Below are 24,160 nucleotides of genomic sequence, written 5' to 3'. Positions count from 1 at the left end.
TTGTTCATGTTTTGGCCAAATCTTGCCTCTGTGATATGCTAGAGCCATGAAACATGCCAGTGCCCTTGTCGTTTCCATTCTAATGGCTGCCTCCGGCAGTGCCTGGGCTGATGTGACCGGACCGGGCGGCAAGACCATCGACTGCTATTGCACCGACAAGTCCGGCAGCCGGGTTGAGCTGGGCGAGCTGCGCTGCCTGCAGGTCGACGGGCGCATGTTCATGGCGCAATGCCAAATGTCGCTGAACGTGCCGATGTGGCGCGAGGTGCAAAGCAGCTGCCTGTCGGCGTCGCTGGGGGAGGTGCCGGGGTTATCAAGCGAGCCATTGGTGTTGCCGCATCTCTGACGCACTGGTCTGGCAAACCAATAGGCCCGGTTCACCAGGCATGTATCAGGCCTCGGAAATCCCAACCTGATAAAACGCCATTCCCACGCAGCCGGCAGCCTCGGCCAGCGCCTTGAACTCACTGGTGCACAGGACTTCTCTCGACTTCTGGTCACGCCACAGCATTGCGCCCTTCAGCGCGGATCGATGCACCCGGCTTTTGGGCATAAAACCCGGAATGGTCGATCCATCGTGAAACGAAATGGTCTTAGTTTCGCTGTTTTCAACATCCAGAGAATCCTTTGTCTGCTTCACCGCAGAAAAGAAGTACTCTGGCTCGTTGATCACCCGCTCATGACGCAAGTCATATACCTGGGATACAGACACAAAACTGCAAAGCTCGGGATCTGCCGCCACAATGGCTTCCCTCAACTCCCGGTGGAACGCAGAAAAAGAACGATCCATCCGTTTAAATTCCCCCAGAACATCCGGCAATTCCAGTACATCCGGATTGATAAGCGTCCAGTAGCTGGCAAAGTTACGCCTTGCCTCCTCATCAAAACTTCCTGCTTCGATATGACGGATACGTGACGTCCATTTGCCTTCAGGCCACGGACTAGGAGCCTCTCCTGCTCTTGGTGAAAACTCGAAGGTAACTGACCGTTTGTCTCCATGCGCCATTATTGGCCGGTAGCAAAGCAATTCTTTGCAATCACTTGTCATATGTCACGTCCTCAATCAGCAGTCCCTATTGCATAGGCGCTTCTTATTAGAGCTTTCAAGCACATCATTCTTTGCAAACCAAAGCCGCCCATCCGAGCCGGGTCAAGGGTGGCGCAGCCACCGCGCGCCAGCGCGGCCTGCCCTTGACGCGACAGCAACAAATACAATCGAAATGGCGTCTTCAGGCGCAGGCCTGCGCCTGAAGCGCTTCTCAGCAATACAATGGCTCTGCCGCCCAAGGCGGCAGAGCCCGCGCCGCGCAAAGCGCGGCGCCCGGCCCAACTGTGAGGGGCTTTTCCCAAAAGCCCGCGAACAGGCGGGAGAACACCCTGGGTGTTACTCTCCGGCGGCAGCGGCCTGCGGATCCTCCGCCATCTCCGCCAGCCAGGTGTTGATCCGCTCTTTGTTGGCGCCCAGATCCGACCGCCCGAACCGCAGCCGGGCATAGACCTTCAGCAGATCCCCGTCCTGCGCGGCAGTGGTATAATCCGGAAACCCCAGCACCTGGGTGCGGGTGATATAGGTCACCATCCCGTCATCCGGCCCGCCCGCCAGCACACTGGTGCGCGGCGCGTGGCTGGCAATGCGGTGGAACCGCTCCAGCCCGTCCGGCCCGCTGCGCACCACCCGGAACACGCCGCCGCGGAACTCCTTGTCTTCGGTGAACTCCGGCTGAGTGTTCCAATCCAGCGGATCGCTTGGCGCCAGCCGGACAAAGCCCAAGACAGCAATGCCTGCCGCCAATACCAGCCAGGCAAACAGCATCAGCCGCCTCATTGCGGTTTCAAGGTCAACCCTTGCCTCCTCCCTTTGCGGCCCTCCCCCGGCCTGACGTACAGGCCGGACCGCTTATTTTGTCGCCACCCCCGGCAGCACGCACAGCAGCTCATAGAGCAGATTGGCACCCACCAAAGCCGTGTTGCCCGAGGGATCATACGGCGGCGACACCTCCACCAGGTCGCAGCCGACGATGTTCACCCCCTTCAGCGACCGGATCAGCTCCAGCGCCTGCGGCGTGGTCAGCCCGCCGATTTCCGGCGTGCCGGTGCCCGGTGCATAAGCCGGGTCCAGACTATCGATATCATAAGACACATAGACCGGCCTATTGCCGATATCGCGGCGAATTTCCGCACCCATCTGATGCAGCTGCCGCCCCCACAATTCCTGCGCCGGGAAATGCTGAAAACCCCAGCTTTGCGCCTCGGTAAAATCGCTGGCGGCGTAGCCCGTGCCGCGGATACCGATCTGATAAGTCTTGTCAGGGACAATCAGCCCTTCTTCAAAGGCGCGGCGGAACACGGTGCCATGGGTCTCGCGCTCACCGAACATCTCGTCGTTCACATCCGCATGGGCATCCACATGCACCAGCGCCACGGGGCCGTATTTCTTGGCAATCGCGCGCAGGATCGGCAGGGTGATCGAATGATCGCCGCCCATTGCCACCGGGATCACCGCTCCGGACAGGATCGCCTCATAGCTTTCCTGAATAATGCGCAGCGATTCCGGCAGCGAAAACGTGTTGATCGCCAGATCGCCGATATCGCCAATGTTCAGACTGTCAAAGGGTGCAGCACCCGTAGCCATGTTGTATGGCCGCAGCATCGCGCTTTCGGCCCGGATCTGCTTGGGGCCGAACCTTGTGCCCGACCGCCAGGAGGTGCCAATGTCCATCGGCACCCCCAGCACGGCCACATCCAGGCCCTCCAGAGAGGTTGCCTGCGGCAGCCGCATAAACGTGTTCGGCCCGGAGAACCGGGCCAGGTCATTGCCGCTGATCGGTTGATTGAAGTCAGTCATTGTCTCTCATGTTCCAGCCCAGTAGGCAGATGATTTCCGTCGCCACATGTGCCCCGGCAATAGCAGTTGCACCGGTTGTGTCAAAGGGGGGAGAGACCTCGACCACGTCACCGCCCTTGATACTGATGCCGGCAATCTCGCGCAGGATGCGCGCCGCTTGCGCCGAGGTCAGCCCGCCCCAGACCGGCGTGCCGGTGCCGGGTGCATAAGCCGGGTCCAGGCAGTCGATGTCAAATGTCAGATAGGTCGGGCGGTCTCCCAGGATCGTCTTGATCCGCTTGGCGGTTTCCACCGGGCCGATCTCATGCACGGTGGATGCATCGATGATATTGACGCCCAGGGTGTCATCATTGGTGGTGCGGATCCCCACCTGGACCGAGGTCGCCGGGTCCACGATCCCCATCTTCACAGCCTTATAGAACATGGTGCCATGGTCCACCCGGTCCATGTTGTCATCCGGCCAGGTGTCGGTATGGGCATCAAATTGCAGCAGCGAGATCGGCCCGTATTTCTCGGCATAGGCTTTCAGGATGGGAAAACTGATATAGTGATCCCCGCCCAGCACGAGCGAGGCCGTATCCTGTGCCAGAATGCCCCGGATATGCTCCGTCAGCGCCGCCGGAAATCCCGGTACATTGGCATGATCAAATGCCAGGTCGCCGTAATCCGCAATCGCCAGCGTGCTCAGCGGTTTATGCGGCCAGCCATAAGGTTCGTCCGGGCTTTGCAAGCAGGACGCCTCGCGGATCGCCCGCGGCCCCAGCCGCGTGCCCGGGCGGTTGGTCACCGCCTGGTCAAACGGCACGCCTGTCACGGCAATATCCACGCCGGTCAGGTCCTTGGTGTACTTGCGGCGCAGGAAAGACATCGCCCCGCCAAAGGTGATCTCGAAACTCAACCCCTTCATGTCCTCGCGGGTGAAGGCGTGATCGATCATATGTTTTGCGTCTTCCAGTGCCATGGCATTGCGTCCCTGTTCTGCGGCTTCAGCTTTTGATCAAATACCCGCTTTGCAGGTCCCTGTCATCTGCGCAGGCCCTTACCCGCCCACCGGCTGCGCCCGCTCCACCAGGCGGGCAAAGAACGACGCTCCAACCGGCGCAATCTGGTCGTTAAAATCATACTTCGGGTGATGCAGCCCGGCGCTTTCACCCTGCCCCAGGAACAGATAGGAGCCGGGCCGCGCCTGCAGCATATAGGCAAAATCCTCTGCCCCCATCTCGCGGCCGCCATCAGGCACCACATTGCCCTCGCCCGCGATCTCCTTGGCAACGTCCACGGCAAATGCGGTTTTCTCCGCATCGTTGAATGTGGCCGGATAACCGATCTCATAGTCCAGTTCGGCCTCAACGCCGTAACTGACTGCCTGCCCTGCCACGATTTCCTTCATCCGCCGCATCACCATCTGCTGCACCTCCGGGTTAAAGGTGCGCACGGTGCCGTTGATATAGGCGGTATCCGGAATCACATTATCGACAGTGCCGGTATGGATCTGAGTAACCGAGACCACCAGATCCTCCAGCGTGTGATGGTTCCGCGACACGATTGTCTGGATCGCCTGCGCCATACCGCAGGCCGCCATCACCGGATCACGGGTTTCATGCGGCATCGCACCATGGCCGCCCTGCCCCTGAATGTGAATGTGAAACGTATCCACCGCCGCCATCAGCGCCCCGGGCGTGGTCAGAAAATGCCCCGCCGGCAGCCCCGGCGCATTGTGCAGCGCATAGACCTCGCCAATATCAAACCGCTCCATGATGCCTTCTTCGACCATGATGCGCGCGCCGCCAATTGCCTCCTCGGCGGGTTGAAACATCAGCGCCGCCCGGCCCTTGAAGTTACGCGTCTCCGCCAGGTATTTCGCCGCCCCCAGCAGCATGGCGGTATGCCCGTCATGGCCGCAGGCATGCATATTGCCCGCATGACCCGAGGCGTAATCAACCCCGGTCTCCTCCGGGATCGGCAAAGCGTCCATATCAGCCCGCAAGCCGATGGTCGGACCATCCCCACGCCCGTTGATGATCGCCACCATGCCGGTCTGCGCGATCCCCTCATGCAGCTCATCAACCCCGATTTCCCGCAGCCGCTCCGCCACAAAGGCGGCGGTCTTGGGCAGGTCCAGCGCCAGCTCCGGGATCTGATGCAGATGCCGCCGCCAGGCCTTCATCTCCTCGGCGTAATCGGCAATACGGTTCACAACGGGCATTGGGGTGGACTCCTGCAGCAGACTCGGGATTGATGCATCAGACACTGGAACAAGAGCCGCCGCAATGCCCCAAACAGACCTGATTCACGATGAGACCGCTGGCATCGAACGCCTGCTTGAAATCATGGCGCGCCTGCGCGACCCCAAAACCGGCTGCCCCTGGGACATCGAACAGGATTTCGCCAGCATCGCCCCCTATACCATTGAAGAAGCGTATGAAGTTGCCGACGCCATCGAACGCGAATCCTGGGATGAACTGAAGGGAGAACTGGGTGACCTGCTGTTCCAATCCGTCTTCCACGCCCAGATGGCGCAGGAGGCGGGCCATTTCACCTTCCAGGACGTGGTCCGGACCATGTCGGACAAGATGGTCTCGCGCCACCCGCATGTGTTCGGGGATGAGAGCCGCGAGAAATCAGCTGACCAGCAAACCCGCGACTGGGAAGCGATTAAGGCAGCAGAACGCGCAGACAAAGCCGAGACCGGCACCCTGGACGGCGTCGCCGTTGGCCTGCCCGCCCTCTTGCGCGCCTACAAGCTGCAAAAACGCGCCGCGCGCGTCGGCTTTGACTGGCCCTCTGCCGACAATGTCATCGCCAAGATCACCGAAGAATGCGCTGAACTGGTCGAGGCCCGCGACACCCTCACCCAGATCGAAGTCGAAGAAGAATTCGGCGATCTAATGTTTGTGATGGCCAATCTGGGCCGCCATCTGGGGGTTGAACCCGAAGCCGCCCTGCGCGCCGCCAACGCCAAATTCACCCGCCGGTTCGAAGGTGTCGAGGCCAAACTCGCCGCCCGCGGCAAACGCCCCGAGGACAGCGATCTGGCTGAAATGGACACCCTCTGGGACGCGGTCAAGGCAGATGAACGCGCCTGAGCGCGCACCTGTCATTCACCTTTCTCCAAATACTCAAATCCCGGCGGCGCAGCCGCCGGGCAGCCAAAGGCATCAGGCCAAGCCAGCCTTTTTCAGGTTTCCCATGATGGTTTTAAAGTCCTGGATGATCTTTTCCTTCTTCATCAGATCCTTCCACAGCTTCTCGCCGGTCTTCTTGTCGCCAACTGCGATACTGACCATCACATCCTTCAGCTTTTTCACATCGGTGATGCCCAGCAGCTTGGCCGCCTTTTTGGGGTCGCCCATCCGGTTTTCGGCAACGTATTTCTTGTATTCATCGCTGCCGGTGAAGCCCATCACATCCTTGTTCAGCATCAGGACGACTTCTTTCTTGCCGGTCTCGATGATCTTCTTCCAATCGCCGCTCTTAAAGTCGCCCTTTTCCGCCAGCACCTTGGCCGCATTGTAGGTCTTCGATGTGATATTGACCGGCTCCTTGCCCTTTTTCTGATCCATATAGCGGGCCCACAGCGATTCCGGGTTGCCTTTGTTCTGCGTGAACATGAACTCATTCAGACAGTAACGCCGCTTGCAGTAATCCATGTAAGAAGCGGTCATCTTCTTGTCCTTCAGGATGTCGCCGACAACTTTGGGATCATTGCTCATGTTTCTTATTCCTCATGAAAATCAAAAATATGTCTTCCGGCAAAACACCGCAGAACCAATACCGCCCGTCTCCGGGCTTCAAAAAACCACTGCGCAACCGGGACCATCCCGCCCCGACTGACGCTGCGTCAAGCCACCATAGAAAGCAAACGCCGCAGCAGCAAACTTCCGTCGCAGAAAATGTCCGGAAAATTGCATGGCCGGTGCGGCAGCGGTTCAATCCCGGCAAAACTGCGCGTAGTCTCATGGCTCACCACCAGCGGAGAGTGCCATGGCACCGAGAAAAATCATCATCGACACCGACCCGGGACAGGATGATGCAGTGGCCATCCTGCTGGCGCTGGCCAGCCCCGAAGATCTGGATCTGATTGGCATCACCTGCGTCGCAGGCAATGTCCCGCTTGCGCTCACCAGCAAGAACGCCCGCATCGTTTGCGAGGCTGCAGGCAAGACGCATGTGCCGGTTTACGCCGGCAGCAAAGCGCCGCTTTGCCGGCCGCTGATCACCGCTGAACATGTGCACGGCCAAACCGGCCTCGACGGGCCAAAGCTGTGGGAGCCGGACATGCCGCTGGCCACAGGGCACGGCGTCGATTTCATCATCGACACCCTGCGCCGGGAACCTGCGGGCACTGTCACCCTCTGCACGCTGGGGCCGCTCACTAACATTGCCGCCGCATTCAACCGGGCGCCCGACATCATCGAACGGGTGCAGGAAGTCGTGATGATGGGCGGCGCTTATTTCGAGGTCGGCAACATAACCCCGGCGGCTGAATTCAACATTTACGTCGACCCGGAAGCCGCTGAAATCCTGTTCAGATCCGGCGCGCCGATCACGGTGATGCCGCTGGATGTGACGCATAAGGTGCTGGCCACCAAACCCCGCACCGCGGCGATCCGCGCGCTGGGCTCCCGCGTCGGCCATTTCACTGCAGACATGCTCGATTTCTTCGAACGCTTCGATGTGGAGAAATACGGCTCAGACGGCGGCCCGCTGCATGACCCCTGCGTCATCGCCTGGCTGCTGCAGCCCGGCCTGTTCTCCGGCCGTCATGTAAACGTTGAGATCGAAACCAGCTCCGAACTCACCCTTGGCATGACCGTCGCCGACTGGTGGGGCGTCACCGGCCGAAAACCCAACGCCCTATTCATCGGCGACGCTGATGCGGACGGTTTCTTCAAACTCCTGACCGAAAGGCTCGCCCGACTATGAGCGCCGCCCTGCATCTTGCCAAGCCGGAGCACCTGGACCGGGTGCTGTCTCTGGTTGCCGCCTTCCATGCCGAATCCGGCCTGGAGACAACAGCGGACCACCGCCGCGCCGGGGTTGAGCCGCTGCTGAACGGGCACCCTTACGGCGCGGTCTACCTGATCGGCCCGCCCCGCGCGCCGATCGGTTACATCGTCATCACTTTTGGCTGGTCGGTGGAATTCGGCGGCATGGACGGCTTTGTGGATGAACTGTACATCCGCCCCGCCGTGCGCGGCCGCGGCATTGCCACCGAGGTGCTGACCGAACTGCCGAAAACCCTGGCCACGGCTGGATTGCGTGCTCTGCATCTGGAGGTGGACCGCGAAAACGAGACCGCCCGGCGGCTCTATCTGCGCACCCGGTTTAAGCCGCGCGACAGCTATATGCTGATGACCAAGGAGATGTAAGCCAAAAGGCACAGCCGTCACGCTGCGCCTTTTGGCCAGCTCTCCCCCCAAAGAGCCTGTTCTATCGCTGCCGAAATGGCAGTTGGAGCTGCGGCAGGCACGGTGGCAATTCAAAACAGCCAGACAAAACAATGTGCCAGTTCGCGCGGTGATGGAACCTCATGCACCGCGGCGGACTAAGATGTGCCGCCGCTCACTCCTTGGTTCTGACGCTCTGCCCCCCGGCCAGAGCGCCAGCCATCCGGTCCTAAATTCCCGGATGGTACATGAAACCGGCCGTTGCACTCATACTTCTGACCGGATCCGGCGGTGCAGCGGCGTCCCCGCCAAGCGGGGAGTATTCCGGGCTGCTGCACCCTGGCAGTACTGAAAGACCCGCTTGAATTGCCAATTTGCGAAAACCTTGATTTGGCATGCTGGTCTCTCCTCTCCCGCGGTAACACCCGGACCGCGTAAGACTAAGGTAACATGTCCGTGAAAGCCCGTCTGTGAACCGGGCCACACAACCGCGGGCCCTGTTTTACGTTCACCTTCTGCATCCTGCCCTGCCTGCAAGCGGAGCTAGAGAAAAGCAAAATCGCGGAATGTCGCCGCCTCACCTAGTTTACCCCCATCCGCCCCCAGCAAGGGCCAGATGATGGCATTGCGGATCTCGAACCGCCGCCCCAGCGCACTGATCCGCACGCCCGTGTAATTGCTGATAAAGCCTTTTGCGCGCATCTCAGCGAACATCGCATCCCGCTGGCCCCGATGCGCCGACTCCGCCGTCAGCCGCGACGGCATGGCTGTCAGCTGCTCCCAGCCCATTTCCCACAAGCTCTGCGCCGCCAGATTGCCATAGGTCAGGACCGGGTCGGCGGCAGTGTTGTGCGACAGCACCGCAAACGGCGCACGGTACAGCGTTTCGGCATTTGCGCCGTCCAATAAAACGCGGCCTGTCGCTTGCGCAAAAGACCTCAGCAGCAGGTCCGCGTGGCGGTCCTGAAAACGGTTTTCCAGGCAGGGTTCCTTCATTTGATCCGTCACCGCATGTTCCTCAAAACGGAGCGCATTTCTTTCTGACTGCCCGTTCCAGTTTCCTGAACTGCTTGCTGGCGCGCCCGCGCGGTTTGAGGGCATCCGCCTCTTCCTGACGGTCGATCCCGTCGTTCCAGGACTGAAACAGCAGCGCCTTGATATCGTCGTCCATGACTTCATCGGCCAGCTTGTAGGTGCAGGTGCACAGGTTCATGCTTAGCCCTTCCCCTTGCGAGCGCGCGGCAAGGGCCTTGCAGGTTTCCTCAGCACCGGGAGCGGCAGCGGCTGCCGCGGCAAAGGTCAGCGTAAACAGCGCTGCGAGGACAGGAAGTTTCATCTGTCGATCCTGTAGTCTTCAAAGAAAACCCCCGGCCATTGGGAACCGGGGGCAGCTGCGCTCTGGCCTTGCCGGAGCGCAAACAATGATCAAGCAGCTGAAATCAGCGCTTCAGGATCGAACGGCCTGCGTATTCGGCCACTTCGCCCAGCATTTCCTCGATCCGGATCAGCTGGTTGTACTTCGCGAGCCGGTCAGAGCGCGCCAGCGAGCCGGTCTTGATCTGGCCGCAGTTGGTGGCAACCGCCAGGTCGGCGATGGTCGCGTCCTCGGTCTCGCCCGAGCGGTGCGACATCACGTTGGTGTAGCGCGCGCGGTGGGCCATATCGACTGCCTTCAGGGTCTCGGTCAGGGTGCCGATCTGGTTCACCTTCACCAGCATCGAGTTGGCGCAGCCGCGCTCGATGCCCTCGGCCAGACGCGCCGGGTTGGTCACAAACAGATCGTCTCCCACCAGCTGCACCTTATCGCCGATCTCCTGGGTCAGCGCCTTCCAGCCGTCCCAGTCATCTTCGCCCATGCCGTCCTCGATCGAGATGATCGGATAGTCGTTCACCAGCGCCGCCAGATAGGCCACGTTCTCTTCCGACGACAGGGTCTTGCCCTCGCCGGACAGCACGTATTTGCCATCCTTGTAATACTCGGTCGCCGCGCAATCGAGCGCCAGGTGGATTTCCTCGCCCGGCTTATAACCAGCCTTTTCGATGGATTTCAGAACAAAATCCAGCGCTTCGCGGGTCGAGGCGATGTTAGGGGCAAAGCCGCCCTCGTCGCCGATACCGGTCGAAAGGCCTGCCGCCGACAGCTCTTTTTTCAGAGTGTGGAACACTTCGGACCCCATGCGCACCGCGTCGCGGATGTTCTCCGCGGCCACCGGCATGATCATGAATTCCTGAATGTCGATCGGGTTGTCGGCATGCTCGCCGCCGTTGATGATGTTCATCATCGGCACTGGCAGCACCCGCGCCGAGGTGCCGCCGATATAGCGGTACAGCGGCTGGGTGGTGAAATCGGCTGCCGCCTTGGCCACCGCCATCGACACGCCCAGGATGGCGTTGGCGCCCAGGCGGGCTTTGTTCTCGGTGCCGTCCAGCTCAATCATCGCCATATCCACGGCGACCTGCTCACAAGCGTCAAAGCCGACCAGCTCCTCGGCGATCTCACCGTTCACTGCCGCAACCGCTTCCAGCACACCCTTGCCCATGTAACGGGATTTGTCGCCGTCGCGTTTTTCCACCGCCTCATAGGCGCCGGTCGACGCACCCGAGGGCACTGCAGCGCGGCCCATGGTGCCGTCTTCCAGGATCACGTCGACCTCAACCGTCGGGTTGCCCCGGCTGTCGAGAATCTCACGGGCGTGAATGTCGATAATGGTGCTCATCTGTCCATCCTTGGTTTGGCCTGAAAGCGGCGCGTTCTGTTGCCAGCGTCATACCAGCCGCGACGGAAATGTAAACCGGTCACGTTATCGCTAACACGCGTAAAAGCGGCGGTTTAGGGCTAACATTGCGCTGTTTGCGCCAACAGGGTTGAACAATTGCACGCCGTGCTGCCGGCCTGAGACCTCAGGCCGCAGCAGCAGCAGCAGCCGCGCGCCGCGCCCGCCGGGCCAGCCGCTGCTCCCGGACAAAGGTATAAAGACCGGATGCGATAATCAGCGCCGACCCTGCCAGGGTCAGCGTATCGGGGCGCTCGCCAAAGACAATAACGCCTGCAAGGATCGAAAACAGCAGCCTTGTATAGCGGAACGGCGTCACCGCCGAGGCATCGCCAACCCGCATCGCCGTCACAATGCCGTAATAGCCCAGCACCCCGAACAGCACCCCGCCGGCCATCATCATCCACTCGCCGCCCGCCAGCGCCTGCGCATCGCCCAGCGTGAAAATCAGCAGCAGAGCGCCGGCCGGGATGACCGCCATGAAAGCCTGAAAACTCAGCACGGTGGAAGGCACCCCGGCGTCCATTGTGCGGGTCATCAGATCACGTGCCGCGACCCCCAGCACTGCCACAACAACCAGCAGTGCGGCCGGTTCAAACCCGTCCAATCCGGGCCGGATAATCAGCAGAACGCCAGCAAAGCCCACGCAGATCGCCAGCCAGCGCCGCCAGCCCACATCCTCTTTCAGAAACAGCGCCGCCCCCATGGTGATCACCAAAGGCGTTGCCTGAAACACCGCGGCCACGGTCGAGATATCCACCAGCGCCAAAGCCGAGGCAAACCCCATAGCCGACACAGCTTCCATGGCAGCCCGCATCACCGGTTTTTTGCGCCAGGCCCGCGCCGCCATCAGCCGGTGCCCTTGCATCTTGGCCATGACCGCAAAGACAAGCCCGCTGCCCAGCCCCAGGAATATCAGGATCTGGCCCACCGGCAGGGTGCCCGACAGACGCTTGATGAACATGTCTTCAAGCGTGAAAAAAGCCATCGAAGCAATGACCAGCAGAATACCATGCAGGTTGTTCATAAGCGCGCGTCCCGTATCCCGGTCCGGCAGTGCGCCGGGCCATCCGGGCAAAGAACATCAGCGCCCCGGCGCAGGCAACTCCGTTTCCGACCCGGTATCATGACAAGACGTGAGCACACACATCAATTTCCGTGATGCGCCGTGCGGCCAAGACCACCGGCGCAACCGGAAATCTGCAGAAAACAATGGGGGCCGGACAGATGCTACTCCGCCTTGCGCGGCACCCCGTACAGCTCCAGCTTATGCCCGCGCAGCTCATAGCCCAGCTTGCGGGCGATCCGCTCCTGCAGCTCCTCGATCTCGGGGTCGCAGAACTCAATCACCTCGCCGGTGTTCATATCGATCAGATGGTCGTGGTGATCCCGCTCGGCATCCTCATAGCGCGCGCGCCCGTCGCCGAACTCCAGCCGCTCCAGAATGCCCGCCTCCTCGAACAGCTTCACCGTGCGATAGACGGTGGCGATGGAAATCGCTGCATCCATCGCGCTGGCGCGGGCATACAGCTCCTCTACATCCGGGTGATCGCCGCTGTCCTGCAGAACCTGGGCAATCACCCGGCGCTGGCCGGTCATGCGCAGCCCCTTGGCTTCGCAACGGGCGATAATCGGCTTTGGCATCGAAGGTCCTCGCGGTTTTCTGGCTTTCCTCTTTAGCGGATGCAATCTGCGCCGAAAACAGGCTTTTCGCCGGCATCAACGGTTGACAATGCGCTTATCCACAGCCATTTGACGCCCAGGCATCCCTCCCTGCCGCGTGAGCAGAGACCAAGACCGGCCGCACCGCATGTGCGTGACAAGACACCCGGGGTCAAGTGATATGCCGACATTCCCAAAATCACGCGTGGGGATTGCAGAGGCCAGCGGCCTGGCATCCGGCCAGCGCGCGCCCGAGGTCCCTGCCCCGCAAGAAACCGCTGTTTTGCAGCGGATCCGGCCCGTGCTGACGCAGGGCTGTGAAAGGACGATACGTGACTGAATTTTCGACCATGGGGCTTCCTGAAAAGCTCCTCACCCGGCTCCAGGACCTGGGCCTCAATGATCCCACCCCGATCCAGGCCCGCGCTATTCCGCATGCCTTGAACGGTCAGGACGTGCTGGGCCTGGCCCAGACCGGCACCGGCAAGACCGCCGCATTTGGCGTGCCGCTGATTGCGCAGATGATGCAATACGGCCGCAAGCCCGCCGCCAACACCGTGCGCGGCCTGGTGCTGGCGCCGACCCGCGAATTGGCCAACCAGATCGCCGCGACCCTGAAAGGCCTCACCGAAAACACTCCGATGAAGGTCGGCCTGGTGGTCGGCGGCGTGTCCATCAACCCGCAGATCTCCCGCATTGCCAAGGGCACCGACATCCTGGTCGCCACTCCTGGCCGCCTGATCGACATCCTTGACCGCGGCGCGCTGGATCTGGGTTCCTGCGACTTCCTGGTGCTGGACGAGGCCGACCAGATGCTGGACCTCGGCTTCATCCACACCCTGCGCAAGATCGCGGCCCTGCTGCCCACCGAGCGTCAGACCATGCTGTTTTCGGCCACCATGCCCAAGCAGATGAACGAGATCGCCAACTCCTACCTGCAAAGCCCGGTCCGCATCGAAGTCTCGCCTCCGGGCAAGGCCGCCGACAAGGTCACCCAGTCGGTGCATTTCATCGCCAAGGCGGAAAAGCTAAGCCTGCTGAAAGAGCTGCTGGCCGACCACAAGGACGAGCGCGCACTGGTCTTCGGCCGCACCAAACACGGCATGGAAAAGCTGATGAAGGTGCTGGACAAAGCAGGCTTTGCCGCCGCGGCCATTCACGGCAACAAATCCCAGGGCCAGCGCGAGCGCGCCCTTGCCGCCTTTAAGTCCGGCGACATCAAGGTTCTGGTCGCCACCGATGTGGCTGCCCGCGGGTTGGACATCCCGGACGTGAAACACGTCTACAACTACGAGCTGCCCAATGTGCCGGACGCCTATGTGCACCGCATTGGCCGCACCGCGCGCGCAGGCAAGGATGGCGCTGCGATTGCATTTTGCTCGCCGGATGAAATGGAAGAACTGAAGGCGATCCAGAAGGTGATGAAAACCACCATCCCTGTCGCCTCGGGCCGCGCCTGGGAGGCTTTGCCGGATCCGGCGGCGGCTGGTAAACCCGGCGGCCGTCCTGGCGCACGCCGCGGCGGCGGCGGTTTCGGCGGCGGCAAACCCGGCGGCCAGCGCCGCCGCGGCGGCGGTGGCTCGGGTGGCCAAGGCAAGCCCCAGGGCGCAAGCAACGGCCAGCGCGGCGGCCAAAAACAGCGCGCGCGCTAAGCCTGCCCGCGCAGCTCCGGGTCAAGGACGGTACTGCCGCAGCGCGTCAGCGCTGTTCATCCTTGCCCCGGAACAGCAAAGCATCCGCCACACTCAAACAGCCATCTTCAGGGGCAAACTCTGCCCCTGAAGCAGTTCCCTGCAGCAGAAACCTGCAGGAAACTGTCCGGGGGACAGTTCCGGCTGCAAACATCCGCCCCCTCCTTGCGTTGCGCAGCAACGCCCGGCCCAAGGCCGCCAAGGGGCTTCAGGCACAGCCTGACGCACCTGCGGGCGCGGGAGCGCTCCCGCTTCACACCGCCTGCAAATCCGCCCAGACCGGCAAATGGTCCGAGGCAATATGCGCAGGCCGTGCCCCATGCACCCCATGCGCAACGGCTTTCAACCGCTTGCAATACGCAATCCGATCCAGTGCCCCCAGGGGCCGCAGCGCCGGAAAGCTCGCCTTGGGCGGCAGGAAAGTCAGCGCCGGAGTGATATGCTCCAGCACCGCCCCCCGCGACCACTCATTGAAATCCCCCGCCAGCACCACCGCGCTGTCCTCGCGCTTTGCCGCATGGGCCAAGGCACGCATCTGTTCACGCCGCGCCCGTCCTGTCAGTCCCAGATGCGCGCCAATCACCCGCACCGGCCCCAAAACCGTCTTCAGCTGAACCCAGACCGCGCCGCGCGGCTCCAGCCCCGGCAAAACAATATGGCCTTTGGCCTGCAACTGCGCGCCATTCCGGAACAGCACCGCATTGCCGTGCCAGCCCAGGGATCCCGCGCCGCCCAGGTCCGCCGCCTGCCAGCCGGTTTCCGCGACCAGAAAATGCGGCAGCGCCGCGGGCCGCGGCGGCAGGCGCTTGTCGGCCTCCTGCAGCACCACCACGTCCGCAGCCAGTCCGGCGATCACCTGCAAGATGCGCTCCGGCCGGCGGCGCAGGTCCAGACCGATACATTTCTGAATATTGTATGTGGCAACCCGCAGCGTATCCTGCGGCGGTTGATTGGGCATCCGGTGCCTCCAGGCTTGTCCGGAGTTTGGCGCAGGACACATCTGAAACACAACCGTCATCCCGCCGCAGGCGTGGCCGGGGGGCTGCCCGCCCCCTCTTGAGCCTGCGGCTCAATTCACCCCCGGGAGTATTTGAAACCAGAAAGAAGCAGATCAGGTTCCGCAGAAAGTCGCCTGCACCACTTCCTCCGGCGCTGGCGGACGCTGCAGGTCTGCGTGTTCCGGCTGGTTCTTATACGGGCTGACCAGAACCGTGTTCAGCCGGTGGAACAGCGCATAGTCTCCCGCCACGGCGCCCGCGATCATCTCTTCGATGCGGTGGTTGCGCGGGATGAAGGCCGGGTTGGCGGCCCGCATCACCGCTTGCGGGTCCGGCTCATCCGCCAGCCGCGCCTGCCAGCCTTCGGCCCAGCTGTCATATGCCGCCGGATCGGTGAATTGATCGCGCGCCGTGCCCGCCGCCAGCGCCCTGAAACTGTTGGTGAAATCGCTCTTGTTTTCCGCCATCCGCTCCAGCAGGCCCGTGACCAGCTCAAGATCATTTTCCTGTGCCGAGGTGATCCCCAGTTTGGCCCGGAACCGGGCCAGCCATGCGTCCTCGGTCAGCTGCGGCATCGCATGAACGATTTCGGTCGCCTCTTCGACGCTTGCCTGCGGGTCGTCCAGCTGCTGGATCAGCGCGGTGGCCAGCTGCGCCAGGTTCCACACTGCAACATTGGGCTGGTTGGCATAGGCATAACGCCGCCCGCGGTCGATCGAGGAAAACACCGTATTCGGATGGTAAACATCCATGAAGGCGCAAGGGCCATAGTCGATTGTCTCGCCCGAGATCGCGGAATTGTCAGTGTTCATCACCCCGTGGATAAAGCCCACGCCCATCCAGGCCGCAATCAGCTTGGCCTGCGCATCACGCACCGCACGCAGCAGACCCATAGGACCATCCGCATTCGGGTAGTGGCGGGCAATCGCATAGTCCGTCAGCTGCCGAAGGCTGTGTTTGTCGCCGCGCGCCGCGAAGATCTGAAACGTCCCCACCCGCAGATGGCTGGAGGCCACCCGGGTCAGCACCGCACCGGGCAAACCGCCCTCGCGCCAGACAGTCTCGCCCGTCTCAACTGCCGCCAGCGCGCGGGTGGTCGGGATGCCAAGCGCATGCATTGCCTCGCTCACCACATATTCGCGCAGCACCGGGCCCAGCCAGGCACGGCCATCGCCGCTGCGGGAATAGGGCGTGCGCCCGGAGCCTTTCAGCTGGATATCCCGGCGCTTGCCGTCGGTTCCCACCGTCTCACCCAGCAGGATCGCCCGGCCGTCGCCAAGCTGCGGATTATAAGTGCCGAACTGGTGCCCGGCGTAGAGCTGCGCCAGCGGGTCCGCCCCCTCGGGCACTTTGTTGCCGCCAAAGACCGCCGCCATCTCTGCCCCCTCACCCGGGATTATGCCCATCACCCGGGCCAGATCCTCGTTGAAGGCAATCAGCCTCGGCGCCTTCACCGCCTCTGGCGCCAGTTTGGAGTAGAACTGCCCCGGCAGGGCAGCATATGTGTTATCAAAGGGGAACGTGAATGCCATAGCCCAAACATATGCTTGGTATACAGATTTACCAGCGCCAAAAGGGAGAGCCTGCAGTGACGGCAGATCAGATCATCGAACATTTGGGCTTGCAGCAGCACCCCGAGGGCGGATGGTACCGGGAAACCTGGCGGGCCGGGAATGAAGGCCGCCCCGCAGGCACCTGTATTTACTTTCTTTTAAAGGACGGCGAAAACAGCCATTGGCACCGGGTCGATGCAACGGAGATCTGGCTTTTCCACGCCGGTGCACCGCTGGTGCTGTCGGTGGCGGAGACAAGGGAAGGCCCGGCACAAGACCACATCCTGACCCCTGATCTGACCAAAGGCGCGCCGCAGCAGATCGTGCCCAAAGGTCACTGGCAGGCGGCCCGCACAACCGGGGACTGCACATTGGTAAGCTGCACCGTCTCGCCCGGGTTCCAGTTCGAAGGATTCGAACTTGCTGCGCCTGGCTTTGACATCCCGCGTGGCTGACCCCGTCTCTTGCAGCGAATCAGAAGACTGGACAAAACTGTCCATATGCCTGCACCTATGGACCACACCACCCTTATCAAGTCGCTGCCGCCGGAGACCAAAGCGTCCTTGACCACCCGTTCCGATGCTGCAGGGCTGCAGCATCTTGCGCTGTACCTTGCCGCTTTGGCTGCCTGCACCACGGGCCTTGCGCTGCAAGTGCCCTTCTGGCCGCTTCTGCTGCTGCCGCAGGGGGTGCTGCTGGTCTTCCTGTTCACCCTCAGCCACGAATGCACCCACCAGACCCCGTTCCGCAGCAAGTGGCTGAACGAGGCCGCAGGCCATGTCTGCGCCCTGGCCATGGCGCTGCCTTTTGTTTGGTTCCGCTACTTTCACCTGGCGCATCACAAGTTCACCAACGACCCCGAACGCGACCCCGAGCTGGAACAAGGACCGCGCCCCGAGACCCTTTCCCAATGGCTGAAATACCTCAGCGGCTGGGGTTATTGGCGCGGCATGGCAGGGACCCTCTGGGGCAACGCCTTTGGCACCATTGATGCGCCGTACCTGCCGGAACGCCGCCATGCGCACATGCGGCTGGAGGCGCGGGTGCTGTTAATCGTCTACACAGCCGCCCTGCTGACCCTGCTGGTGTCACCACTGGTTTTGCGGTTGTGGCTTGTGCCGCTGCTGATCGGCCAGCCGTTCCTGCGCGCCTATCTGTTGGCAGAACACGGGCTCTGCCCGCCAGTTGCCAACATGCTGGAGAACTCCCGCACCACCTTCACCAACCGGTTGGTGCGCTTTCTGGCCTGGAACATGCCTTATCACGCCGAGCATCATGCTTTTCCAAATGTGCCTTTCTACCAGCTGCCCGCTTTTCATGCCATCACACAGGCGCACCTGAAGTCGGCTTCGGGCGGGTATGCGGAGTTCACATCAGACTACCTCCGGCAGATCTCCCACTGACCGGCCGTCAAAGGCCGCACAAATTTCTTCAAAGAAATTTGACAAGAAACTTCGAAGTTTCTTGTCCCCGCGTCTCTATCTTACGCCCCCGGCACGCTCACCACCCCGCCGCCGACGCAGGCGCGCACACCAGTGGTGCCGGGGCAGGATGTCGCCATCCCCCGCGCCACCCGCACCGCCAGATGGGCAAAGGCCTGCGCCTCCAGCATGTCGCCGTCCAGGCCTGCGTCCTCGACAGGTTTCACCGCACAGTCCAGCGACACCCGCAGCATCTGCATCAGCACCGGGTTGCGCCGCCCGCCGCCAGTGACCAGCACCACCTCCGGCGGCTCCGGGCAATGCTCCATCCCCTGCGCCACGCTGGCCGCGCACATGGCGATCAAGGTCGCCGCGGCGTCCGAGTCATTCAACTCCTTCACCAACCCGACCATCTCGTCAAAATCGTTCCTATCCAGTGACTTGGGCGGCATTCTTGCAAAATACGGCTCGGCCAGAAACAGCTCCAAAGCACCGGTCTCCACGGTGCCGGAGCGCGCCACCTTGCCATCCGCGTCCCAGGGAATGCCAAGCCGCTCCTGCACCAGATCATTGACCGGTGCATTGGCCGGGCCGGTGTCAAACGCCAGCAGCGCGCCGGGTTCCTCGGCCCGCTCAAACCGCGGATCCACATAGGTAAGATTGCCAACCCCGCCCAGGTTCAGGAAGCACAGCGGCCGTTCGGCGCCGATGTATTTGGCGCAGGCAAAGTGAAAGAACGGCGCCAGCGGCGCACCCTCTCCGCCCATCGACACATCGTCAGAGCGGAAATCCCAGACCACCGGCTTGCCAAGACGTTCGGCCAGAGCCGCCCCATCGCCCACCTGCAGCGTACCCTGCAGCCGCGGCGCATGGGCCAGGGTCTGGCCATGAAAGCCGATGATCTCCACGTCCTCGAACTCTGCCAGCGCCGCCGCATGGGCCGCATCGCAAACCTCAGTTGCGGCCTCAACCTCCGGCCCGGTCCATTTGCCCAGCCCTGCCCGCAGCACACTACGCTCGGCTTCGGTGTACTCGCGGTAACTGCTCTCGCCAAATCCGTGAATGCACGCGCCATCGGTCACCACCACGGCGGCATCCACCCCGTCCAGCGAAGTGCCGCTCATCGCTCCCAGCGCCCGCACCGGGCCTGTTTTTGCTATGGCCCTGCTCATGGCCTGCCCCCGTCCTTATGGCTCCGGGCCGTTCCGCCCGCTTGCGCCTGACTCTACAACGCTTAAATTGCCGGGAAAACAGGTTCCAACCGGCATCAATGCGATTTATAGGGCATGGTGCAAATTCATAGACCGAGGCATGTTATGACCTACACACCGAAATCGGATTTCGTCGCAGTCATGATGGAACGCGGGTTCCTCGCGGACTGCACCGATTATCAAGGGCTGGATGACGCCCTGATCAGCGGTGTGCGCCCGGCCTATATCGGCTTTGATGCGACAGCGAAGTCATTGCATGTCGGCTCGCTGATCCAGATCATGATGCTGCGCTGGTTCCAGAAGACCGGCCACCAGCCGATCACCCTGATGGGCGGCGGCACCACCAAGGTGGGCGACCCCTCCTTTCGCGCCGATGAACGCCCGCTGCTGACTGAGGCGCAGATCGACGACAATATCGCCGGCATCAAAAAGGTGTTCTCGGCCTATATCGACTATGACACTGACGCGCCAAACAAGGCACTGATGCTGAACAACGCCGAATGGCTGGACGGTCTGAACTATCTGGAATTCCTGCGCGACATCGGCCGCCACTTCTCGGTCAACCGGATGCTGGCGTTTGAAAGCGTGAAATCACGCCTCGACCGCGAGCAATCTCTGTCGTTCCTCGAATTCAACTACATGATCCTGCAGGCCTATGACTTCATGGAGCTGAACAACCGCTACGGCTGCATCCTGCAGATGGGCGGCTCGGATCAATGGGGCAATATCGTCAATGGTATCGACCTCACCCGCCGCACCATCGAGCATGAGGTCTATGGCCTCACCTCGCCGCTGCTGACCACATCGGACGGCAAGAAGATGGGCAAATCGCAGGACGGCGCGGTCTGGCTGAATGCCGAAATGCGCAGCCCGTATGAGTTCTGGCAATTCTGGCGCAACACCACCGACGCCGACGTGGGCCGCTTCCTGAAGCTTTATACCGAGCTGCCGGTTGATGAGTGCGAGCGCCTGGGCGCGCTGGCAGGGTCCGAGGTCAACGCCGCCAAGGTGATCCTGGCGAATGAGGTGACCACGCTGCTGCACGGTGCCGGGGCCGCCACCGCGGCCGAAGCCACCGCCCGCGAAGTGTTTGAGAAGGGCGGAGTGGGCGACGACCTCCCGACCCTGTCGCTCACTCCGGCGGATCTGGGTGACGGGATTTCCATTGTGCAGCTGATCGTGAAATCCGGCCTCGCCAAATCCGGCAAGGACGCCAAACGGCTGATTTCCGAGAACGGTGCCAAAATCGACGACCAGCCGCTGACCGATGCCGGCCTGATGATCGACGCAGGCGCGCTCTCTTCGCCAATCAAACTGAGCGCCGGCAAGAAACGCCACGCGCTGGTGCGGCTGGACGGCTGAACAGGCCGGAAGTAACACAAAAAAGGGGAGCCGCCGCGCTCTCCTTTTTCTTTTGCAGCTTTCATTTGCAGCAAGCCCTCCCGCCCATTCCGGCCCCATCCTAGATGGGCCGTCATGGTTGGGCATAGCGCCGCGCAGCCGCGCGGCGCGGTCGCGCTTCCTTTGAGACACACGCCACTACAGGCCAGCGCCGGGTCAAGGACGGCGCAGCACGGTTTATCCTTGAGGCGGGGATGGCCAGGGTAAACTCAAACAGGCGCTTAAGGGCAAACCTGCCCTTAAGCGCCTTCCAGCAGTAATTCCTGCCTAGAATGCCAGCGCTTCCAGCAGCGTCAGCCCCAGAAACACCGGCACCGACAGCCCGGTGGCAATCAGCAGTGCCGCTGCCTTGGTCATCCGCGGGGCCGCAGCCGCCTGCCCCTTGATCAGTTTTGTTTGCTTCATGCGGAAAGTTAACCATGATTTAGGTTTCCAGCGCGTTAATGGCCCCATGTTCGACAGCGCCCCCGATCCCGATATGCCCGCAGCGGCAACCACCCGCCCGCAGCTCCGCGCGCTCCAGCAATCGCCGGAATTTGCCCGTGCGCTGATGGCCTGCGGACAGGACCCGCTGATACTGGATGAAGCGCAGAACCTGCTGGTCCTGCACCGCCGCCTGCCCGGCGGGCTGCGCCTGGCGATGGTGAACCGGGCGGATCTGAGCAACCCCGCCCCCCTGATGCCAGCCTTACGCAGGCACGGCCTGGGCCGCACCCCGCTGATCCTGTCGCCGGAAACACCGACCCCGCAGCTCGCCCGCCTTGGCGCGGTGCCGCTTGTCACCCCGGCGCATGCTGCGCTTTGGGATCTGACCGAAGATCCGGAGCAGCGCCGCGCAGCCCTGCACCAGAAATGGCGCAACCGGTTGAACCACGGCGAATCCCAGGGCCTGCGCCTCACCCGCCAGAACCTGCCGCACGACCCGCGCCACTGGCTGTTTGCAGCCGACGCCAAACAGCAATCCGCGCGCGGCTACCGCAGCTGGCCCATCGCCCTCACCCTTGCCTATGCGCGTGAAAACAAGGGCCAGGCCAAACTGTTCCAGGCGTTCGAGGGCAAAGACCCGGTCGCCGCCATCCTGATCCTCACCCATGGCAGCAGCGCCACCTACCACATCGCCCATACCACCGCGCGCGGCAAACAGCTCAGCGCCCATCCCCTGCTGATGTGGGAGGCCGCATCCTGGCTCGCCACCAAGGGCATCTGCCGCCTCGACCTTGGCCTGATTGACACAAGCCGCGCCGCTGGGCTTGCCCGGTTCAAACTCGGCACCGGCGCCAAGGCGCACCGCCTGGGCGGAACCTGGGGCCTTTGGCCGCCGTTGGGCCGCCTCTTACGTCCCCTGGCGCTGCTGGACCGGCAGCAAATGGGCGCCTGACTGCCCGCGACGTCCCGTCCCGCTGGACAGATGCAGGCCGCCTCCATTATATGAACACACGTTCAGATAACCGGGAGGAGCCCCGCTCATGAAACTTGCAGACACCGCTGCCATTGTCACCGGCGCCGCCTCGGGCCTGGGCGAGGCCACCGCCCGCTACTTTGCCGACCAAGGCGCCCAGGTCACTATCCTGGACCGCGACGCCGACCGCGGCGCCATGGTGGCGCAAGAGATCGGCGGGCATTTCGCCCAAACCGACGTCACCAGCGAAGATTCAGTCTCCGCCGCCATCGCCCACGCGGCCGGGAAGATGGGTAAGATCACCGCTTGTGTGAACTGCGCCGGAATCGCCATCGGTGCCAAGACCGTCGGCAAGGACGGCGCGCATCCGCTGGACGCCTACAAGCGCACCATCGACATCAATCTGGTCGGCACCTTCAACGTGGCGCGCCTCGCTGCTGTGGAAATCGCCAAGAACACTCCTGACGCTGACGGCGCCCGCGGCGTGATCATCAACACCGCCTCGATCGCCGCTTTTGACGGCCAAAAGGGCCAGGCCGCCTATGCCGCCTCCAAGGGCGGGGTAGCGAGCATGTGCCTGCCGATGGCACGTGATCTCGCATCCTCCGGCATCCGGGTGATGACCATCGCACCCGGCATCTTCATGACCCCGATGCTGGCAGGCCTGCCGGAAGAGGTGCAGCAGCAGCTGGCCGCCGACGTGCCAAACCCCGCCCGCCTGGGCGACCCGCGCGAATACGGCCGCCTTGCAGGCTTCATCGTCGAAATGGGTTACCTCAACGGAGAAGTCATCCGCATCGACGGCGCCCTGCGCATGCGCTGACGCCCAGCTGCTGAGGCCGGGTCAAGGGCCGCGCAAGCGGCGGCGCTTGCGCCGCTCATCCTTGACGCGGCCTCAGCAGGTCAAACACTCGAAATCGCGCCTTCAGGGCAAACTTGCCCCTGAAGCGCATCTCAGCAAAAACTTCTGCGTTGCGCAGCAATGCCTGGCCCAAGGCCGCACAAAGGTGCTTGGCACAGCCAAACACCTGCGGGCGCGGGAGCCACCCCGGCAATTGACAATCCCAGCCTCCCGATCTTCACTCGCTGGTCAGGAGGCTTCGATGAGCAAAACCGAACGGCAGAAAATGCAGGCAGGCGAATGGTACTGTTGCCTGGACGGCGAACTCTCGGCGTTGCGCCATCAGGCCCGGATTGCGGTGCACCAGCACAACGCCGAACTTCCGGATTCGTCAGAAAACCTCAGCCCTCCGCTGGCCGCGCTCTTTGCGGCCCACGGCGAAAACTGCCTGGTTGAGGCGCCGTTTCATTGCGCCTATGGCATCAACATCACCCTGGGCTGCAACGTCTATCTGAACGCCGGCTGCACCATTCTGGACACCGCGCCGGTTATCATCGGCGACGGCGCCATGCTGGGGCCGAATGTGCAGATCTACTGCGCCCAACACCACAAGGACAGGGCATTGCGGGCGCAAGGGCTGGAGATCGCCCGCCCCGTTACCCTGGGCACGGACGTCTGGATCGGCGGCGGCGCAATCCTCCTGCCGGGCGTCACCATCGGCGATGGCGCCATCGTCGGCGCCGGGGCAGTAGTGACCAGGGATGTGGCTGCAGGCGAAACGGTGACAGGCAACCCCGCCCGCCCCCGGCGCCTGTAATCAAGCCGGTCGTCAGACGGTTAAGGCAGCGCCCGCCGCCTTAACCCGCGCTTCATATTTCCTGATGAATTCCAAAGCATTATGGCAGGATCTTTGACCAAATGTTTCGCGCGCGAAACATTTGGTCAGCCTTACTGTCCTAACTGAAACAATGGTC

At 62.3% G+C, this 24,160-nt stretch carries 26 protein-coding genes; 11 read left to right on the top strand and 15 right to left on the bottom strand.

Annotation, left to right across the window (positions count from 1 at the left end):
• The first annotated feature begins 46 nt into the window (after positions 1-46).
• The gene (locus K3724_RS07905) at positions 47-346 is read left to right on the top strand and encodes a hypothetical protein (RefSeq protein ID WP_259991614.1); all 300 of its coding nucleotides are present in this window, start codon (positions 47-49) and stop codon (positions 344-346) included.
• 45 nt (positions 347-391) lie between these two features.
• On the opposite strand, the gene K3724_RS07900 is transcribed toward K3724_RS07905, so the two are convergent.
• The 5 genes from K3724_RS07900 to K3724_RS07880 all read right to left on the bottom strand — a co-directional run bounded on the left by K3724_RS07900 (position 392) and on the right by K3724_RS07880 (position 5,051).
• Complete coding sequence (locus K3724_RS07900; RefSeq protein WP_259991613.1) at positions 392-1,006, bottom strand: imm11 family protein; 615 nt, start codon at positions 1,004-1,006, stop codon at positions 392-394.
• Positions 1,007-1,384: 378 nt separating this feature from the next.
• A complete protein-coding gene (locus tag K3724_RS07895; protein WP_259991611.1) occupies positions 1,385-1,825 on the bottom strand; it encodes a DUF1499 domain-containing protein in 441 nt (146 codons plus the stop codon).
• A 72-nt stretch (positions 1,826-1,897) separates the two neighbouring features.
• Positions 1,898-2,845, bottom strand: coding sequence for an agmatinase (gene speB, locus K3724_RS07890; RefSeq protein WP_259991609.1), 948 nt, complete (start codon positions 2,843-2,845; stop codon positions 1,898-1,900).
• Complete coding sequence (speB, locus tag K3724_RS07885; protein ID WP_259991607.1) at positions 2,838-3,806, bottom strand: agmatinase; 969 nt, start codon at positions 3,804-3,806, stop codon at positions 2,838-2,840. Before speB (K3724_RS07885) ends, speB (K3724_RS07890) begins: the two co-directional genes overlap by 8 nt.
• Before the next feature lie 78 nt (positions 3,807-3,884).
• Entirely contained in the window at positions 3,885-5,051 is a 1,167-nt protein-coding gene (locus K3724_RS07880) for a M20 aminoacylase family protein (protein WP_259991605.1), read from the bottom strand.
• 64 nt (positions 5,052-5,115) lie between these two features.
• Here K3724_RS07880 and mazG point away from each other — a divergent pair, with 64 nt between their 5' ends.
• On the top strand, positions 5,116-5,931 hold the full coding sequence (gene mazG, locus K3724_RS07875; RefSeq protein ID WP_259991603.1) for a nucleoside triphosphate pyrophosphohydrolase: 816 nt from the start codon (positions 5,116-5,118) through the stop codon (positions 5,929-5,931).
• A 72-nt stretch (positions 5,932-6,003) separates the two neighbouring features.
• On the opposite strand, the gene K3724_RS07870 is transcribed toward mazG, so the two are convergent.
• Positions 6,004-6,558 (bottom strand): hypothetical protein, encoded by a 555-nt coding sequence (locus K3724_RS07870; RefSeq protein WP_259991602.1) that lies wholly within the window; start codon positions 6,556-6,558, stop codon positions 6,004-6,006.
• Between the two features lie 271 nt (positions 6,559-6,829).
• On the opposite strand from K3724_RS07870, the gene K3724_RS07865 reads away from it, so the two are divergent.
• Positions 6,830-7,771, top strand: coding sequence for a nucleoside hydrolase (locus K3724_RS07865; protein WP_259991600.1), 942 nt, complete (start codon positions 6,830-6,832; stop codon positions 7,769-7,771).
• On the top strand, positions 7,768-8,217 hold the full coding sequence (locus K3724_RS07860; protein WP_259991598.1) for an N-acetyltransferase: 450 nt from the start codon (positions 7,768-7,770) through the stop codon (positions 8,215-8,217). Before K3724_RS07865 ends, K3724_RS07860 begins: the two co-directional genes overlap by 4 nt.
• Before the next feature lie 561 nt (positions 8,218-8,778).
• Here the strand turns inward: K3724_RS07860 and K3724_RS07855 are convergent.
• The 5 genes from K3724_RS07855 to K3724_RS07835 all read right to left on the bottom strand — a co-directional run bounded on the left by K3724_RS07855 (position 8,779) and on the right by K3724_RS07835 (position 12,653).
• Entirely contained in the window at positions 8,779-9,231 is a 453-nt protein-coding gene (locus tag K3724_RS07855; protein WP_259991596.1) for an MEKHLA domain-containing protein, read from the bottom strand.
• Between the two features lie 22 nt (positions 9,232-9,253).
• Positions 9,254-9,571 carry a hypothetical protein gene (locus tag K3724_RS07850; RefSeq protein ID WP_259991594.1) on the bottom strand — a complete coding sequence of 106 codons (318 nt, stop codon included), beginning with the start codon at positions 9,569-9,571 and terminating at the stop codon, positions 9,254-9,256.
• A 103-nt stretch (positions 9,572-9,674) separates the two neighbouring features.
• Positions 9,675-10,952, bottom strand: a complete 1,278-nt coding sequence (gene eno / locus K3724_RS07845; protein WP_259991592.1) for a phosphopyruvate hydratase — start codon at positions 10,950-10,952, stop codon at positions 9,675-9,677.
• A gap of 184 nt (positions 10,953-11,136) precedes the next feature.
• Positions 11,137-12,036 (bottom strand): DMT family transporter, encoded by a 900-nt coding sequence (locus K3724_RS07840; protein WP_259991590.1) that lies wholly within the window; start codon positions 12,034-12,036, stop codon positions 11,137-11,139.
• Between the two features lie 203 nt (positions 12,037-12,239).
• The gene (locus tag K3724_RS07835) at positions 12,240-12,653 is read right to left on the bottom strand and encodes a Fur family transcriptional regulator (protein WP_129371195.1); all 414 of its coding nucleotides are present in this window, start codon (positions 12,651-12,653) and stop codon (positions 12,240-12,242) included.
• Positions 12,654-13,003: 350 nt separating this feature from the next.
• On the opposite strand from K3724_RS07835, the gene K3724_RS07830 reads away from it, so the two are divergent.
• Positions 13,004-14,323: a DEAD/DEAH box helicase gene (locus tag K3724_RS07830; protein ID WP_259991587.1), complete on the top strand. Its 1,320-nt coding sequence runs from the start codon at positions 13,004-13,006 to the stop codon at positions 14,321-14,323.
• Positions 14,324-14,615: 292 nt separating this feature from the next.
• On the opposite strand, the gene K3724_RS07825 is transcribed toward K3724_RS07830, so the two are convergent.
• The gene (locus K3724_RS07825) at positions 14,616-15,320 is read right to left on the bottom strand and encodes an endonuclease/exonuclease/phosphatase family protein (protein ID WP_259991585.1); all 705 of its coding nucleotides are present in this window, start codon (positions 15,318-15,320) and stop codon (positions 14,616-14,618) included.
• Between the two features lie 153 nt (positions 15,321-15,473).
• On the bottom strand, positions 15,474-16,892 hold the full coding sequence (locus tag K3724_RS07820) for a YdiU family protein (protein ID WP_259991583.1): 1,419 nt from the start codon (positions 16,890-16,892) through the stop codon (positions 15,474-15,476).
• 56 nt (positions 16,893-16,948) lie between these two features.
• On the opposite strand from K3724_RS07820, the gene K3724_RS07815 reads away from it, so the two are divergent.
• Both K3724_RS07815 and K3724_RS07810 read left to right on the top strand, forming a co-directional pair.
• The gene (locus K3724_RS07815) at positions 16,949-17,368 is read left to right on the top strand and encodes a cupin domain-containing protein (RefSeq protein ID WP_259991581.1); all 420 of its coding nucleotides are present in this window, start codon (positions 16,949-16,951) and stop codon (positions 17,366-17,368) included.
• 45 nt (positions 17,369-17,413) lie between these two features.
• Positions 17,414-18,316 (top strand): fatty acid desaturase, encoded by a 903-nt coding sequence (locus K3724_RS07810; RefSeq protein ID WP_259991579.1) that lies wholly within the window; start codon positions 17,414-17,416, stop codon positions 18,314-18,316.
• Positions 18,317-18,396: 80 nt separating this feature from the next.
• Here the strand turns inward: K3724_RS07810 and K3724_RS07805 are convergent, their stop codons facing one another.
• Entirely contained in the window at positions 18,397-19,506 is a 1,110-nt protein-coding gene (locus tag K3724_RS07805; protein ID WP_259991577.1) for an anhydro-N-acetylmuramic acid kinase, read from the bottom strand.
• Positions 19,507-19,650: 144 nt separating this feature from the next.
• Here K3724_RS07805 and tyrS point away from each other — a divergent pair, with 144 nt between their 5' ends.
• Positions 19,651-20,907 (top strand): tyrosine--tRNA ligase, encoded by a 1,257-nt coding sequence (gene tyrS, locus K3724_RS07800; protein WP_259991575.1) that lies wholly within the window; start codon positions 19,651-19,653, stop codon positions 20,905-20,907.
• Positions 20,908-21,213: 306 nt separating this feature from the next.
• Here tyrS and K3724_RS07795 read toward each other — a convergent pair whose 3' ends face one another.
• Positions 21,214-21,351, bottom strand: a complete 138-nt coding sequence (locus K3724_RS07795) for a hypothetical protein (RefSeq protein ID WP_259991573.1) — start codon at positions 21,349-21,351, stop codon at positions 21,214-21,216.
• A 46-nt stretch (positions 21,352-21,397) separates the two neighbouring features.
• On the opposite strand from K3724_RS07795, the gene K3724_RS07790 reads away from it, so the two are divergent.
• The 3 genes from K3724_RS07790 (at position 21,398) to K3724_RS07780 (ending at position 24,003) form a co-directional block, all read left to right on the top strand.
• Positions 21,398-22,324, top strand: coding sequence for a GNAT family N-acetyltransferase (locus K3724_RS07790; RefSeq protein WP_259991571.1), 927 nt, complete (start codon positions 21,398-21,400; stop codon positions 22,322-22,324).
• Positions 22,325-22,412: 88 nt separating this feature from the next.
• Positions 22,413-23,168, top strand: a complete 756-nt coding sequence (locus tag K3724_RS07785; protein WP_259991569.1) for an SDR family NAD(P)-dependent oxidoreductase — start codon at positions 22,413-22,415, stop codon at positions 23,166-23,168.
• Positions 23,169-23,448: 280 nt separating this feature from the next.
• Positions 23,449-24,003, top strand: coding sequence for a sugar O-acetyltransferase (locus K3724_RS07780; RefSeq protein ID WP_259991567.1), 555 nt, complete (start codon positions 23,449-23,451; stop codon positions 24,001-24,003).
• The last annotated feature ends 157 nt before the right edge of the window (positions 24,004-24,160 follow it).

It is taken from the genome of Leisingera sp. M658 (assembly GCF_025144145.1).
Lineage (GTDB): Bacteria > Pseudomonadota > Alphaproteobacteria > Rhodobacterales > Rhodobacteraceae > Leisingera.
The sequence above is the reverse complement of the archived record's forward strand: the minus strand, read 5'-3'. Positions and strand labels throughout refer to the sequence as shown.

Excerpts from the sequence above, each read along its gene's own strand:
- K3724_RS07905 (WP_259991614.1), top strand. The coding sequence starts at position 47 with ATGAAACATGCCAGTGCCCTTGTCGTTTCCATTCTAATGGCTGCCTCC.
- K3724_RS07900 (WP_259991613.1), bottom strand. The coding sequence starts at position 1,006 with ATGGCGCATGGAGACAAACGGTCAGTTACCTTCGAGTTTTCACCAAGA.
- K3724_RS07895 (WP_259991611.1), bottom strand. The coding sequence starts at position 1,825 with ATGAGGCGGCTGATGCTGTTTGCCTGGCTGGTATTGGCGGCAGGCATT.
- speB (WP_259991609.1), bottom strand. The coding sequence starts at position 2,845 with ATGACTGACTTCAATCAACCGATCAGCGGCAATGACCTGGCCCGGTTC.
- speB (WP_259991607.1), bottom strand. The coding sequence starts at position 3,806 with ATGGCACTGGAAGACGCAAAACATATGATCGATCACGCCTTCACCCGC.
- K3724_RS07880 (WP_259991605.1), bottom strand. The coding sequence starts at position 5,051 with ATGCCCGTTGTGAACCGTATTGCCGATTACGCCGAGGAGATGAAGGCC.
- mazG (WP_259991603.1), top strand. The coding sequence starts at position 5,116 with ATGCCCCAAACAGACCTGATTCACGATGAGACCGCTGGCATCGAACGC.
- K3724_RS07870 (WP_259991602.1), bottom strand. The coding sequence starts at position 6,558 with ATGAGCAATGATCCCAAAGTTGTCGGCGACATCCTGAAGGACAAGAAG.
- K3724_RS07865 (WP_259991600.1), top strand. The coding sequence starts at position 6,830 with ATGGCACCGAGAAAAATCATCATCGACACCGACCCGGGACAGGATGAT.
- K3724_RS07860 (WP_259991598.1), top strand. The coding sequence starts at position 7,768 with ATGAGCGCCGCCCTGCATCTTGCCAAGCCGGAGCACCTGGACCGGGTG.
- K3724_RS07855 (WP_259991596.1), bottom strand. The coding sequence starts at position 9,231 with ATGAAGGAACCCTGCCTGGAAAACCGTTTTCAGGACCGCCACGCGGAC.
- K3724_RS07850 (WP_259991594.1), bottom strand. The coding sequence starts at position 9,571 with ATGAAACTTCCTGTCCTCGCAGCGCTGTTTACGCTGACCTTTGCCGCG.
- eno (WP_259991592.1), bottom strand. The coding sequence starts at position 10,952 with ATGAGCACCATTATCGACATTCACGCCCGTGAGATTCTCGACAGCCGG.
- K3724_RS07840 (WP_259991590.1), bottom strand. The coding sequence starts at position 12,036 with ATGAACAACCTGCATGGTATTCTGCTGGTCATTGCTTCGATGGCTTTT.
- K3724_RS07835 (WP_129371195.1), bottom strand. The coding sequence starts at position 12,653 with ATGCCAAAGCCGATTATCGCCCGTTGCGAAGCCAAGGGGCTGCGCATG.
- K3724_RS07825 (WP_259991585.1), bottom strand. The coding sequence starts at position 15,320 with ATGCCCAATCAACCGCCGCAGGATACGCTGCGGGTTGCCACATACAAT.
- K3724_RS07820 (WP_259991583.1), bottom strand. The coding sequence starts at position 16,892 with ATGGCATTCACGTTCCCCTTTGATAACACATATGCTGCCCTGCCGGGG.
- K3724_RS07810 (WP_259991579.1), top strand. The coding sequence starts at position 17,414 with ATGCCTGCACCTATGGACCACACCACCCTTATCAAGTCGCTGCCGCCG.
- K3724_RS07805 (WP_259991577.1), bottom strand. The coding sequence starts at position 19,506 with ATGAGCAGGGCCATAGCAAAAACAGGCCCGGTGCGGGCGCTGGGAGCG.
- tyrS (WP_259991575.1), top strand. The coding sequence starts at position 19,651 with ATGACCTACACACCGAAATCGGATTTCGTCGCAGTCATGATGGAACGC.
- K3724_RS07795 (WP_259991573.1), bottom strand. The coding sequence starts at position 21,351 with ATGAAGCAAACAAAACTGATCAAGGGGCAGGCGGCTGCGGCCCCGCGG.
- K3724_RS07790 (WP_259991571.1), top strand. The coding sequence starts at position 21,398 with ATGTTCGACAGCGCCCCCGATCCCGATATGCCCGCAGCGGCAACCACC.
- K3724_RS07785 (WP_259991569.1), top strand. The coding sequence starts at position 22,413 with ATGAAACTTGCAGACACCGCTGCCATTGTCACCGGCGCCGCCTCGGGC.
- K3724_RS07780 (WP_259991567.1), top strand. The coding sequence starts at position 23,449 with ATGAGCAAAACCGAACGGCAGAAAATGCAGGCAGGCGAATGGTACTGT.